This window comes from Pseudobacillus badius, assembly GCF_002189605.1.
GTDB lineage: Bacteria > Bacillota > Bacilli > Bacillales > Domibacillaceae > Pseudobacillus > Pseudobacillus badius.
The window spans coordinates 174544-188510 of record NZ_MWMM01000002.1 but is presented as its reverse complement, the minus strand read 5'-3'; the positions used below and the strand labels follow the sequence as shown (position 1 = coordinate 188510).

13 protein-coding genes and 1 other RNA gene are annotated in these 13967 nt (G+C 45.0%); 12 read left to right on the top strand and 2 right to left on the bottom strand.

All coding sequences use genetic code 11. From position 1 onward, the window contains the following. The first annotated feature begins 38 nt into the window (after positions 1 to 38). Genes B1A98_RS03975 through B1A98_RS03965 form a run of 3 tightly spaced genes read left to right on the top strand, consistent with a single transcriptional unit; the run spans position 39 to position 1887 of the window. The gene (locus B1A98_RS03975) at positions 39 to 728 is read left to right on the top strand and encodes a DnaD domain-containing protein (RefSeq protein ID WP_041096897.1); all 690 of its coding nucleotides are present in this window, start codon (positions 39 to 41) and stop codon (positions 726 to 728) included. A gap of 14 nt (positions 729 to 742) precedes the next feature. Next, complete coding sequence (nth, locus tag B1A98_RS03970) at positions 743 to 1396, top strand: endonuclease III (RefSeq protein WP_063385675.1); 654 nt, start codon at positions 743 to 745, stop codon at positions 1394 to 1396. After that, the gene (locus tag B1A98_RS03965) at positions 1393 to 1887 is read left to right on the top strand and encodes a YpoC family protein (protein WP_125474388.1); all 495 of its coding nucleotides are present in this window, start codon (positions 1393 to 1395) and stop codon (positions 1885 to 1887) included. The genes nth and B1A98_RS03965 overlap by 4 nt, the downstream gene beginning before the upstream one ends. 42 nt (positions 1888 to 1929) lie before the next feature. On the opposite strand, the gene B1A98_RS03960 is transcribed toward B1A98_RS03965, so the two are convergent. Together B1A98_RS03960 and recU are read right to left on the bottom strand one after the other, a co-directional pair. Beyond that, a complete protein-coding gene (locus tag B1A98_RS03960; RefSeq protein ID WP_063385677.1) occupies positions 1930 to 4719 on the bottom strand; it encodes a transglycosylase domain-containing protein in 2790 nt (929 codons plus the stop codon). A gap of 53 nt (positions 4720 to 4772) precedes the next feature. After that, complete coding sequence (recU, locus tag B1A98_RS03955) at positions 4773 to 5378, bottom strand: Holliday junction resolvase RecU (RefSeq protein ID WP_041096891.1); 606 nt, start codon at positions 5376 to 5378, stop codon at positions 4773 to 4775. A gap of 393 nt (positions 5379 to 5771) precedes the next feature. On the opposite strand from recU, the gene B1A98_RS03950 reads away from it, so the two are divergent. The 9 genes from B1A98_RS03950 (at position 5772) to B1A98_RS03910 (ending at position 13943) form a co-directional block, all read left to right on the top strand. After that, positions 5772 to 5993: a hypothetical protein gene (locus tag B1A98_RS03950; protein ID WP_063385678.1), complete on the top strand. Its 222-nt coding sequence runs from the start codon at positions 5772 to 5774 to the stop codon at positions 5991 to 5993. 209 nt (positions 5994 to 6202) lie between these two features. Further along, positions 6203 to 6556: a DUF1798 family protein gene (locus B1A98_RS03945; RefSeq protein ID WP_041096887.1), complete on the top strand. Its 354-nt coding sequence runs from the start codon at positions 6203 to 6205 to the stop codon at positions 6554 to 6556. Positions 6557 to 6617: 61 nt separating this feature from the next. Beyond that, positions 6618 to 6983 carry a YppG family protein gene (locus B1A98_RS03940; RefSeq protein ID WP_063385679.1) on the top strand — a complete coding sequence of 122 codons (366 nt, stop codon included), beginning with the start codon at positions 6618 to 6620 and terminating at the stop codon, positions 6981 to 6983. A 114-nt stretch (positions 6984 to 7097) separates the two neighbouring features. Beyond that, the gene (locus tag B1A98_RS03935; RefSeq protein WP_063385680.1) at positions 7098 to 9365 is read left to right on the top strand and encodes a DEAD/DEAH box helicase; all 2268 of its coding nucleotides are present in this window, start codon (positions 7098 to 7100) and stop codon (positions 9363 to 9365) included. A gap of 15 nt (positions 9366 to 9380) precedes the next feature. Then, positions 9381 to 10616 carry a ribonuclease H-like domain-containing protein gene (locus B1A98_RS03930; protein WP_063385681.1) on the top strand — a complete coding sequence of 412 codons (1236 nt, stop codon included), beginning with the start codon at positions 9381 to 9383 and terminating at the stop codon, positions 10614 to 10616. A gap of 645 nt (positions 10617 to 11261) precedes the next feature. After that, a complete protein-coding gene (locus B1A98_RS03925; protein ID WP_063385682.1) occupies positions 11262 to 11822 on the top strand; it encodes an SLOG family protein in 561 nt (186 codons plus the stop codon). An 82-nt stretch (positions 11823 to 11904) separates the two neighbouring features. Further along, the gene (gene gpsB, locus B1A98_RS03920; protein WP_041096877.1) at positions 11905 to 12228 is read left to right on the top strand and encodes a cell division regulator GpsB; all 324 of its coding nucleotides are present in this window, start codon (positions 11905 to 11907) and stop codon (positions 12226 to 12228) included. Between the two features lie 72 nt (positions 12229 to 12300). After that, positions 12301 to 12696: RNase P RNA component class B (rnpB, locus tag B1A98_RS03915), an RNA gene on the top strand. A gap of 104 nt (positions 12697 to 12800) precedes the next feature. Further along, the gene (locus tag B1A98_RS03910) at positions 12801 to 13943 is read left to right on the top strand and encodes a THUMP domain-containing class I SAM-dependent RNA methyltransferase (protein WP_063385683.1); all 1143 of its coding nucleotides are present in this window, start codon (positions 12801 to 12803) and stop codon (positions 13941 to 13943) included. Positions 13944 to 13967 lie beyond the last annotated feature (24 nt).

The following is a 13967-nucleotide window of genomic DNA, read 5'->3' as shown; positions in this document are numbered from 1 at the left end:
AACTTCCCCGTGATATACTTGATTGTGAGGTGTCTGCCATGGAGCAAAAAGAGTTATTAATTAATTGGATGGACGAAGGAATGATCAGTGTTCCGCAAGTTCTCCTTACTTACTATCAGAAATTAGATTTTACAGAAATTGAACTTGTTTTATTGCTGCAAATTTTTGCTTGCAAACAAAAGGGACGCCATTTTCCGACGTTCGAGGAACTTGCCGCCCGTATGACCATTTCTGCCAGTGAATGCTCTCTTGTAGTGAAAAAGTTGATACAGCAGCAAGTGCTGGAGATTGAACAAGGGGATACGCTAGGCTTTGAAAGTTATTCATTAAGACCGCTTTGGAAGAAGCTCGCGGATTTTATGATGCAGCAATCCCGGCAATCCGCTTTGCATCAGGCGATGAATGAAGAGCAGGATCTATATACTTGTTTTGAACGGGAGTTTGGCCGCCCGCTTTCTCCGCTTGAATGTGAGACGCTTGCGATTTGGATTGATCAGGATCATCACGACGCGGTCATTATTAAGGCAGCTTTAAGAGAGGCTGTTATCTCTGGAAAGTTGAATTTTCGCTATATTGACCGGATTTTATTTGAGTGGAAGAAGCAAGGGATTGAAACGCTTGAACAGGCGAGAGCATATGGCCAGCGTTTTCGCAAAAGCCAATCCCCGTCTGATCAAGTGCAGCGATCAAAAAAAGCGGTACCTTTCTATAATTGGCTTGAGCAGTAAAAGGAGAAAAAGAGATGTTGAATAAAGCACAAATCAGATATTGTCTTGATACGATGGCTGATATGTTTCCAGAGGCTCATTGTGAACTAAATCATGACAATCCGTTTGAGTTGGTCATTGCTGTTTTATTATCTGCCCAATGTACGGATGCTTTAGTAAACAAGGTTACGAAGGATTTGTTCCAAAAATACAAAACACCGGAAGACTATTTAGCCGTGCCGCTTGAAGAGCTGCAGCAGGATATTCGTTCAATCGGCTTGTTCCGCAATAAAGCAAAAAATATCCAAAAGCTGTGCCGTATGCTTATTGAAGACAGGGGCGGGGAGGTGCCGAGAACACAAGAAGAGCTTGTGAAGCTACCCGGGGTAGGCAGAAAAACGGCAAATGTGGTTGCTTCCGTTGCTTTTGGTGTGCCAGCCATTGCGGTTGATACGCATGTCGAGAGGGTCAGCAAGCGGCTCGGCTTTTGCCGCTGGAAAGATTCTGTGACAGAAGTGGAAGAAACGCTTATGCGCAAGATACCAAAAGAGGAATGGTCCGTTACTCATCACCGCCTTATTTTTTTCGGCCGCTATCATTGCAAAGCCCAATCTCCTCAATGTGAAATTTGCCCGCTTCTCGATTTATGCCGAGAAGGGCAAAAGCGGATGAAGAGGAGAAGCGGATGATGAAACGCGAGGTGGAGATACCGGAACAATTAAAGCATTCCTTATTTTTTTCTGAAAAGGAGCGAGTAGAATGGCCAGCCGAAGCGTCATTGTCTTCGGCTCCTTTTTTCATTTATGAGCTTTCTGGAGAAGGGAAGCCATGGCTGGTTGAGGACAAAGGGCTGGACATGATCGAAAAGGAATGGTTCCGCTTAAAGGCAGAGCTTGAAAGTAAATTTCAACGGCGGGATCGAGATACTCAAGTCCAGATGAAGGCTGCTATTGCCTTGTTTCTAATGAAGCTATTTTGGGGCAACGGACAGCCTGTTCGGCTGAACGGCTGGGACAAGCAAGTCAAGAAGCTGGACGTTCAGCCGGTCAATGTAACCGATCGGCTGGCATTTGTCTTTCATCGGCCGTATTCCTACCATTCCTACAGGCAAGTGCGCGAGCTTATGATCGAGCAGGACAAGCTGCTGGCAAAAAAGGCGGCAATGAAAGAGAACAAGTAAAAGGATGTCATGCAGGCATGACATCCTTTTACTTGTTGTTGGTTATTCACCACCAGTGCTTTGTTTTTGGTTTTCAGAAGGCGTCTGTGCTCCTGGTGAGTTTTGCTGTGTGTTCCCGCCGGAAGGAGGAGGTGTTGTTGTTTCTCCTGTTCCTGGAGTGGTTCCACCGGTGTTCCCGCCGGTGTTCCCGCCATTGCCATTTCCGCCATTGCCGTTCCCTCCGGTGTTGTTCCCTCCGGTGTTGTTCCCTCCAGTGTTGTTCCCGCCATTGCCATTCCCGCCATTATTGTTTCCGCCGTTGTCATTTCCGCCATTATCATTCCCGTTGTCGCCGTTCCCATTTTGTCCGCCATTATTATCCGGATTGGTTGGGGTAGTATCATCCGGCTCGGTTGGAGGCGGAGTCTCTTCGCTATCGTCTTCAGCTGGCGGCTGTTCGCCTCCCGGAACCGTGATCGAAGTGGAGGCTGTATCCACTGTCTTTCCATCAACGGTCGCTGTGACGGTAAAGCTATAAGATTTTCCTGGTTCTGCACCGCCGAAGGACGCGGATGAACCGCCGGTCGATCTAGATTCGCCGGTTGATGACGAAACGGTAAAGCTTGGTGACCCTTTTCCTCCAAATGACCAGGAGACAGAAATGCTCTGAGAACCTGCATCATAAGAAGCGGAAAGGTTTTCGATTTTTCCTTCTGTTTCTTCTTTCTTATCTTTTTCTTTATCTTCTTCCTTAAAGTCGTTGAATACTTTCTTTGGCTCTTCTCCTTTAATAAACAGTTCATACACTTTCTCGCTGTCTGGAGTGCCTTTGCCGGCGATTTGCGCCGGATTTGTGCCTTTTTTAATCGGTAACTCAACCACGCTGTTCGGTTTTTTAAAGTTTTTCGTTTCTTTTTTGGATGATACTTCATCCATTAAGTTTTTAAACAGCTCTTTTGAAATGTTCTGGCTGTTTTTTGATAAATATTCTTTTTTGTCCTCATAACCTGTCCAAATGGCTGCCGTATAATTTGTTGTGTAGCCGACAAACCAAGAATCTGGAGAAGCCGAGGAAGGGATGTTCCATTCTCTCTTCTCTTTTGCTGTATAGTTCGTTGTTCCGGTTTTACCTGCTAGAGGAAGCCCTGGAATATTCGCTCTGCGGCCCGTCCCTTCATCAACGACATCTTTCAGCATATCAGTAATCATATAAGCAGTATAGTCACTCATTGCTTTCTTCGGCTTAATATCGTTTCTTACTTCTGTATCTCCATCAGCCAAGACAATTTTCTTAACGGCATGCGGCTTGATATACGTTCCGCCGTTACCGAAAGCGGCGTAAGCACCAGACAGATCAAGCGGAGAGATGCCGCTCATGGCACCGATTGAGTTTGATTCGTTTTCCGATTGCTCTTTAGAAAGTTCAATGCCCACATTATTTAAAAACTCGTTCGCTTTTTCATGTCCGACTTTTTTATAAGTTTGCAAAGCCGGAATGTTGCGGGAATAGACAAGAGCCGTTCTCATAGACAACGGTCCCATATAGGAGCCCCCGGCATTGCGGATCGGCGTGCCGTTTGAATAAGTATCTGGACGGTCATCAAGCTGCTGGTAGGTAGACCATTTTAAATACTCAATCGCTGGACCGTAATCGATTAGCGGTTTAATTACCGACCCAGGCTGACGCTGTTTCAAATCAACGGCATAGTTAAAACCCCGCTCCACTTTTTGGTTGCGGCCGCCGCCAATCGCCCGAACCTCTCCTGTTTGTGTGTCGATAAGAGAAATCCCCGCTTGGAAATTTTCGCTTGGATAATTAATAATTTCATCGGTATTCAGTAATTTTTCCATATAAGTTTGTGCATCTGGGTCAAGTGTTGTATAAATCTTGAGCCCGTCGGAATAAGGATTGTAATCACCCATCTCCTGCACTTCTTCTACAACCATGTCAATATACGCGTTAAACTTCTTCGCATTGCCGGTGTCCGGTTTTTCTTCAGCAAGCTGCTTGGATACAGGCTTTTGCTTCGCTGCTGTCATTTCAGCGCTTGTGATTTTGTGGTGCTGCTCCATTAATGACAAGACTACATTCCGGCGCTTTTCGGCACGGTCCGGATGATTGAACGGATTGTAGTTATTCGGGCTTTGCGGCATACCCGCCAGTAATGCGGCTTCCGGCAAAGTCAACTCATCCAGCTCTTTATCGAAATAATAACTGGCTGCTTCTTTAATGCCGAAAATCCGGTCTGACATATATACTTTGTTGACATACATTTCAAAGATTTCTTCTTTGGAATATTCTTTATCAAGCTGGTAAGCCAGCCAAGCTTCCTGCGCTTTCCGCTTCAATGTTTTTTCGGGCTTCAGGAAGGACATTTTTACAACCTGCTGTGTAATTGTGCTGGCTCCTTCTGAACCGAAGCCGTTTGTTACGTTTTTGATGGCCGCGCCGCCAATACGGATCACATCCACCCCGTGATGCTTAAAGAAGCGGGCGTCCTCTGTCGCAAGAATGGCATCTCTTACCAGAGGGGGAATATCTTCATATTTAACGTAATCACGTTTCTCTGAGCCCACAGAGGTAATAAAGTCGCCATTCATATCGTAAATTTTTGAGGAAATCGGATCGCGGAGCAATCCTTCATCCAATTTAGGCGCATCTTTTACCATGAAGGCAAATGCGCCAAGGCCGCCAGCAAGAGTAAGCAGGAATACAGCGGCGAGAGTAAGAAATATTTTCTTGGCTAAAGAAGATTTCTTTTTAGTCGGTTTTTTCGCACCGCCTGCTGTGTTTTTTGGTGTGCGTTTTTTCTTCTTTCTTCTTTCTATACGTGAATTATATTCATCAGACATTTGTTCAATATCCTCGCTTTCAATGGAAATAAAGAGTGTTAAGATCCATAATCTTAAAAATACAGCTTATCGATGACAGACAAGTAGGGAATACGGGGGTGAAGGCCTGTCGGAATCGAAAAGCCTGAGCTCTCAATCTCCGCTTTTGTGATCGATTTTCGGCCGCCGTTCTCCATTCTGTTCCAGAAATCAAACAAACGGCTTGCCGGAAGATAGAAAATTTCCTCCGTTAAGGTAAAACGAATAATGACGAAGCTGATACCTTCCTGCTTCTCCACATTCTCCATATGGGCAATTTGATGTTTATGAAAATTTTTTAACGGAAAGGACGTTGCATTTCTCGTCTCCTTTGCTTCGAAATCGACATACTTCCCCCGATATACGCCGTTATAATCAGTAGTAGAAGCTTGTTTAAAGTAGGCTTCCTTTATGACAGCTGCGCTCCTTCTTGGGTAATCCACCTGGACAATTTGCACAGGCGTCGGCTTTTTATGGATAACTGCCAGGCCGCGCTCAAGATAGAATGTATTTGTTTCGTTTAAATCTTCCTCAAGCGTCATTCCCCTGTTACTATAACTATCCCGCAAAGGAGTCTGCTTCATTGCCGCCGCTTTTGTATCCGCCACATATTTCTTTCCGTTCGGATATCTTATTGTCATAGCATGCACCTCACAAGATAATACATATCATAACAGAAAAAATTATACACGGGGTAGAGAAATAGGACGATTTTTTCCTTTTGGCCGTTCCGGACGTGAAATTCCTTCCCCACTTCCTCTGTGGTCCTCTTGTACAGTTATGCAGTTTAGCAGCCTCATATGACCTTTCCGGCTTCTTTATTATAACCTTTTCACGCCGCGGCTGCATTCATAGCGCATAGTACTTTTAGGGGATAAAAGCTTTGTCGAATCAAAAGAAATTTTTGTCCGGCTCGTTCTTTCTTTGCCGAAAGACACCTAGTTTTGTCAGGCGAGAAGGAATCCATTATAAAAAGAGAGAAAGAGTTGGGCAAGAGAATAAGCGCAAAGAATATTATAAAAGGAGTGGGAAGAATGACAAGAGAAGAAGTGCTTCGTACCTTAAATGAGATTGAAGAACAAGTAGAGCAAATCGAGAAAGTGTTGCAGAAACGATCTGCTGTGATGCACAAAGCCCACTATTCACGCCTTTGGAAGAAAAAGGAGGCGGTGATGGCGCGCATGAGCCAGCTGGAAGAAGGAGCTGAATTCTTGTTGTCTGCCGGTCCTGCCTACAAGATGGTCCAATCCTTTTAACATATAATTAAAATGAAGAAACGATCTCTTGAAGATTCCCCCAAAAACTTATAAAATTGTAAAATAAGCGATGTGCGTGTTGACTCATTTGAATGAAATGAAGAGACGATGACTTTCTCTGTTGTTTTCTTTTTGTTCGATTAAATGAGTTTCTTTATGCGTATGAGCTAAAGCTTAATTAAAATATAACAGGGTGAACAGGAGAATAAATGATGAGCCGACTTCAAGAATTGACAGAGCAGCTGATAGAGATTGTCACCCGTGCCAATAGCCGTTATCACTTAGCGAGGGAAAAACAAGAAAAAGGGGATTTTTATGCAGAAGTCAAGCCTTTTGCGGACCAAGCCCGCTTGCGGTCGAGAGAATGGGAGAAGGAACTGACCGCTTGTTTGCAAACGAGGCGCTTTCGCCATATCCACTATCCGCAAATGAAAGCGGTGGTAGAGAATATCGAGTTGATTTCAGTACAAGCGTTTTTTCCGGAAACCAGCTTTAAACGTTTTCGAAATTACGTTGAGTCAACTCTTTTCGTGTTGCATCAGTTAATAAAAGAATTAACGTGACAGTCACCTTTTCAGCGGATTCGCATACCATGTTGTAACGAATGTTGCGGGAGGGAAAAAGATGAATCCGTGGAGTCAGGTGTACCAATATCCTGGGCATTATCCCTATCATTCACCTTCGGCTTATCCTGGCCACACACCTTCTCCGCCCGGTTATTCCCAATTTCCGGGGGATTTGTGGGGCCATCCGCTGTACCAAATGCCAATGCAAGAAGGACCGTATTCTATGTTCGCGCCCTCTGCTTCTATGACGCAAAACATGGGATCGGCCAAAAGCAGCAGCCAGTCTGCTCTATTGAAATCCTTTCAAAATAAAGATGGCACATTTGACATTAATAAAGCGATGGATACAGCGGGAATGATGGTGAATACGGTGTCGCAATTGTCAAAGGTTGTGAAGGATATGTCTGGGTGGCTGAAAGTATAAATAATCCGGCCTTGAAGGAGAGTGATGCCTTCAGGGCTTTTTTGCGGGACGAAAACAGTCAGTTTTTCTTTCAAATGGATCGTTTGTTCGCTAAAATGAAGAAGAGGTGAGAGCATGCAATTTGGGAGAAAGACGCTGCAAGAAGCCATCGACTGGCTAAGGCAGGAGGAAGCAGTCCGTTCAAATATTATTCATTGGCACACCATACCAGAAAAAGAAGCGGCTGTTGTTCCGCTGCCGGCTGACATTGCTCCTGAGCTTGCAGCCGCGTTAAACAATAGAGGAATTGAGCAGTTATATACGCATCAATTGCTGGCCTATGAAGCAGCAAGGCGGGGAGAAAGCTTCGTAGCTGTTACGCCGACAGCATCCGGAAAAACACTTTGCTACAATTTGCCGGTTATGCAAGCGGTGATCGAAAATGAGAAAGCGCGGGCGCTTTATTTGTTTCCGACGAAGGCACTTGCGCAGGACCAAAAAAGCGAAATCAATGAATTGATTCAGGAAGTGGGTCTGCCAATTCACAGCTATACGTATGACGGAGATACGCCGGCAAATATTCGCCAAAAAGTACGCAAAGCGGGACAAGTCATTCTGACAAATCCAGATATGCTGCATTCGGCAATTTTGCCGCACCATACAAAATGGGTCTCATTATTTGAGAACTTAAAATACATCGTCATTGATGAACTTCATATATACAGGGGAGTATTCGGCAGCCACGTGGCAAATGTTTTGCGCCGTTTACAGCGAATTTGCCGCTATTATGGGAGCGATCCAGTATTTATTTGCACATCTGCTACCATTGCCAATCCGCTGGAGCTTGCCGAGTCATTAACCGGGAAAGCGATCCGGCTAATTGATAAAAATGGGGCGCCAGCCGGGAAAAAGCACTTCGTCTTTTACAATCCCCCTGTTGTCAATAAACCGTTGAACATTCGGCGCAGCGCGGTTTTGGAAGTCCGCCGGCTCGCTGGCGAAATGCTAAAAAATAAAATTCAAACGATCGTATTTGCCAGAAGCCGGGTGCGCGTGGAAATTCTTTTGACGTACTTGCAGGAACTTGTGAAAAACGAACTCGGCGCGAAATCGATCAGAGGCTATCGCGGAGGATACTTGCCCACGCAGCGGCGCGAAATTGAGAAGGGTCTGAGGAATGGAGATATTTATGGAGTGGTCAGCACGAATGCGCTTGAACTTGGAGTCGACATCGGCCAGCTCCAAGTTTGTGTAATGACTGGTTATCCAGGAACGATTGCCAGTGCCTGGCAGCAAGCCGGCAGAGCGGGGCGCCGTCATGGGGAGTCTCTTGTGATTATGGTAGCAAGCTCTGATCCGCTCGATCAATTTATTATTGATCATCCAGATTATTTCTTTAGACGCACACCTGAAACAGCTCGGATTAATCCTGACAACCTCGTCATTCTTATTGACCATTTGAAATGTGCCGCTTATGAGCTGCCGTTTAAACAAGGAGAATCATTCGGGGAAACGGATATTGAAGAGGTGCTTGAGTTCTTAACAGCAGAGAGAGTGCTGCATGAGAATCAAGGACAATGGTTTTGGATGAATGATTCATTTCCGGCTCATAATATCAGTCTGCGTTCAGCTTCACAGGAAAATGTGATTATTATTGACATTTCTGTAACAGCTGGCCATAAAGTGATCGGAGAAATGGATACATTCAGCGCGATGACCCTCTTGCATGATGAAGCGATTTACCTTCATCAGGGAGTCCAATACCAAGTGGAGGAATTGGACTGGGAAGAGAAGAAAGCCTATGTTCGCGAAGTGGATGTGGATTATTTTACAGATGCGAATCTGGCGGTCCAGCTTCAAGTGCTGGAGGAGGACAAAAAGCAGGAAAAGGGGACGGCCGCGTTTTCCTACGGGGATGTGGCTGTTCATGCGATGGCCACTATTTTTAAAAAGATTAAATTTGATACGCATGAAAACATTGGTTCCGGTCCGATTCATTTGCCGGAGGTAGAGCTGCATACGAATGCGGTATGGATGTCGCTCGATAACAATGTCCAGGAACTGTCAGAAGAACGAGTAGAGAACGGCCTCATCGGAGCAGCCCATTCATTAAAAGCGATTATCCCTTTATTTGCTATGTGCGATCCGAATGATATCCATATTGTGCCGCAAGTAAAAGCCAGCCATAATGAGAAGCCGACAATCTTCGTCTATGATCATTACCCGGGCGGCATCGGGCTAAGTGAACAAGTTTTCAATCAATTCAGCGAAATTATCAACCAAGCGGCAGAGCTCATTCATCATTGCCCTTGTCCAAAAGGCTGTCCTTCCTGCATAGGCACCGACACCGCTTTTCCTACGGCGAAGGAAGATGCTTACCGCCTGTTGAAAATGTTCTTATGAGAGGAGTCAAGTGAAATGGGATTATCCGGAAAGCTTCAACGGATGAAACGCCACATTATCAGAGAAGAACAAGATAAGCCTGCAGAAAAACCGCTTGTTCAGCAGCCGGATATCCCTTATATGGATGAATGGGAAAGAGCTGGAGCAACGCCTTATGTGCTTGATGATCAATGGTGTCTCATTCGCGAAGTCAGGTATCCGCTCTCCTTCCAGCATGGCCGGCACCGGTTTTCTGAAGTGAAGCAGGCTGTAGCCAAGTGGAATGAATGGGAAGGAGCCCATCCATTATCTGCGAAAGGGCATCAGGTGTCGGATTTGTTTTTCTTCGATACGGAAACTACCGGTCTCGGCGGAGGAACCGGAAATATCATTTTCTTGCTCGGCTACGCCAGAATCCAGGAGGAGGAGGTCGTGGTACGCCAGCATTTTTTGCCGGCACCAGGAAATGAAGTGGCGCTGTATTCAAGCTTTCTTGAGAAAGTAGATTACACGACGCTCGTCACTTATAATGGAAAATCCTTTGACTGGCCGCAAGTAAAAACCCGGCATACCCTCGTTCGTGAGCATGTGCCAAAGCTCCCGGGGTTTGGCCACTTTGATTTATATCACGCTTCCAGAAGACTATGGAAACATTCAATGGAGGCTGTCAAACTGGTAAATGTTGAGAAGGAAAAGCTTGATATTTGCCGTATAGAAGATATCCCCGGCTACTTAGCGCCAATGATTTATTTTGATTATGTAGAAAGACGGAAGCCGGAAGGTATATTGAAGGTCATGGAGCATAATGAAAGGGATATTTTAACGCTCATTACCCTTTACACCCATGTCAGCCTTCATATTCTGGAGGAAGGGGAAGGCCGGACGAGCCGGGAAAAGTTTGAAGTTGCACGATGGCTTGAGGCAGTCGGCGAAAAAAAGCTGTCAGCAGGTGCTTACCGAAAGCTTGTTGATGAGCAGGATAAAGAAGTGCAGGCGATGGCCAGCCATGCTCTAGCTTTTCACTATAAGAGGGAAAAAAACTGGGCTCAAGCAGTTGCTTTATGGGATGCCGTCTGCGAGGAAGGAGCGCTGTCCGAAAGAATAGAAGCGCATATTGAGCTGAGTAAATATTACGAGCATAAGCAAAAGGAACTCTTGAAGGCGATGCAGCACGCAGAAGCAGCAAGTAGTCTTTGTAACGGGACAAATAAGCGGCTGGAAGAGGATTTGGATAAAAGAAAAACAAGGTTAATGAAGAAAATAAATAGATAAGCAAGATGGCAATTTGCAGATAGGTACTTCTTTTCGACTTTTAACAATAAAAAAACGACAAAGTTTTGTTCTTTTCGCCAAAATAAATTCCAGATGTTTATTGTTTCTTATGACAAAAGGCTGTAAAATGTAGAATGGTACAAAAAACATAAGAGAAAATATGTATGGGGTGGAATGAACGTGTATCGCGCTTTACTTGTGTTATTTTTTGTTGTTGTCGGCTTAACTGCTTTTTTCATGACTAATATGAAGGATAGCTTTTCCAGCTTTTTGTAAAACAACTATTTAAAAAATGCGTGTTCCCTTCTTTCTGCACAGATGATCTATATAGAAATAGGGGATGGAAGGATGCATTGCAGCCGGCCCAAAGTATGACCTGTGATGAGTCATCCGCCGATGTGCTGTGAAAATTACATCTTTGAGCAATTTATTGTGCCGCACTTTTATCCAACACATGGCCAACATTAATCATCAAACATACTAGCATCAGCATTATGATCCGCATACCCAATTTTTTGCTCAGAATGTGTATATCAGCAGCTGTTGTGCGGGGAGAATTCTCGCTGGCCATTTGGCTGTTAGGCAGATAAAAAAGTAAGGGCTTTCCCTTGCTTTTTTATTATGCGATAAAGGGGGTGTTTTTCAATGTCTGTTTGGACAGTAGCCGGGTATAAGCCTTATGAGCTTGGCATCTTTAAACAAAATGATCCGGCTGTATTCTTTATCAAAAAAGCGCTGGAAAAGGAGCTCCTGCGCCTGCTTGATGAAGGCATGGAATGGCTATTGATCAGCGGCCAGCTTGGTGTCGAGTGCTGGGCGGCAGAGGTGCTGTTTCAGTTGAAGGAGGAATTTCCTCATGTTAAACTTGCTGTGCTTACTCCGTTTGTGCAGCAGCAGGAAAATTGGAAAGAAGAAACCCGACACTATTATGAAGCGATTCTCGCCAAAGCTGATTTTGTCGATTCAATATCGAAGGAGCCGTATAAGAGCCCGGCACAATTTCGAAATAAAAATCAATTGTTTTTGCGAAAAGCAGCTGGCCTCCTGGCAATTTATGATGACGAAAAGCCAGGATCTCCTCAATACTTGTGGGATATGGCCCGGGCTTTTCAAGAGAAGCATCCGTTTGAGATTCGCCAAATAACATTTTATGATTTGCAATTTATTACAGAAGAGGAACAGTTGAAAGAAACAGACTGGGATTAAGGGCTGAATAGATTGACAAATGAGCCTGTTTTTGAAAAAATAAATGCAACACGGTTTGGAATATATTGAGGTGATGACGGGAATGTTATCTAATAAAGTGAAACTGACAGCGAAGGACATTTTAGAAAAAGACTTTAAAACTTCTATGAGAGGCTATAACCCAGATGAAGTGGATCAGTTTCTTGATTTAATTATTAAGGACTACGAGGCATTTCATCAAGCTATCGAAGAGCTGCAGCAGGAGAATCTGCGCTTGAAGAAACAAAGTGAAACGACAATGCGCCGCTCGCAGCCTGCTCCGGCTCCGGCTCCGCAGCCAGCTGCCGGTTCAACAAACTTCGATATTCTGAAGCGCTTGTCCAACTTAGAGCGGCACGTCTTCGGGGATAAGCTGTACAACGAATAAGTAGCTGTGCAGCTGAACAAACTCTTGCATTAGTTGGTTTTTTCCTATATAATAGTGCAGGTGACAATAATAGCGTTCGGGTAATCGCTGCAGCTGTTTAGCTGCAGAGGAAAGTCCATGCTCACACAGTGCTGAGATGCCTGTAGTGTTCGTGCCTAGCGAAAAAGTAAGCTAGGGCAGTTCGGCTCCGGCTGGATTGACGGCAGGGAAAATGCCTAAGTCTTCGGATATGGCATGATTACCTTGAAAGTGCCACAGTGACGTAGCTTTATAAGAAATTATAAAGGTGGAACGAGGTAAACCCCGCGAGTGAGCAACCCAAATTTAGGTAGGGGCACCCTCTTTAAGGAAATGAACAATAAGAGGGGCGGCTGTTTTTAGAACATCCGCAGATAGATGATTACCACCGGAGTACAAGATCATCCCTGATCGCTTGCAGTACGATGGTACAGAACATGGCTTACAGAACGTTATTATGGGATATAATTTCACAAGCTCTCCTTTATGGAGAGCTTTTGTTCTATATGGATGTTTTTTAATGAATACATAATTCTATAAGTGCAGGTGATTGGATGCCAACCTATACATTAATGGCTACAGCTGCAATGGGGCTCGAGGCAGTTGTGGCGAATGAAGTGAAAAATCTTGGCTATGAATGCCAAACAGATAATGGAAGAGTTATTTTTCAAGGGGATGAGTCAGCGATTGCCCGCTGCAATATGTGGCTGCGGTCGGCTGACCGTGTAAAGATCATTGTCGGTGAATTTAAAGCAACCACATTTGATCAGTTATTTGAAGCAACGAAGGCGCTGCCATGGGAGCAGTACTTACCGAAGGAAGCCGAGTTTCCAGTGCAAGGGAAATCGGTGAAGTCGACTTTATTCAGTGTATCTGACTGTCAGGCTATCGTAAAAAAAGCAATTGTCGAACGCTTGAGAAACAAATATAGAATTCAGACATGGCTGCAAGAAACCGGTCCTTTATTTAAAATTGAAGTTTCTTTGCTGAAAGATAAAGCCACACTTACAATTGACACTAGCGGTGCTGGTCTGCATCGCCGGGGTTACCGTATCGCTCAAGGAGGCGCCCCGTTAAAGGAAACGCTGGCTGCTGCTCTTATCCAGCTGACAAATTGGCATCCCGACCGCCCGTTTGTTGACCCGTTCTGCGGTTCGGGCACCATTCCGATAGAGGCAGCCCTGATCGGTCAGAATATCGCCCCAGGGTTTAATCGGGAGTTTGTCTCGGAAGAGTGGCATTGGATGGGCGAAGAGGTATGGGAGAACGCGAGAGTGGAAGCGGAAGATGTAGCCAATTATAATCAGCCTCTAGATATTACGGGCAGTGATATCGATCACCGAATGGTTGATGTGGCGCAAAAAAATGCCTTCGAAGCAGGGCTGGCTGATTTAATTCAATTTAAACAAATGAATGTCAAAGATTTCTCGACTTCAAAAGACTATGGAGTGATCGTCGGAAACCCTCCTTATGGTGAACGTCTCGGAGACCGGCCAGAAGTGGAGCAAATGTATCAGGAGATGGGCCAAGCGCTGGCCGGCTATGATACGTGGTCCGTATATATGCTGACATCTCATGAAGGATTTGAACAATTTTACGGCAAGCAAGCGACGAAAAAACGGAAGCTCTTTAACGGGTTTATTCGAACGGATTATTACCAGTATTGGGGAAAGCGCCCGCCAAGACAAAAAGATTAACTTACACTAGCCAGGGGGTCTTGT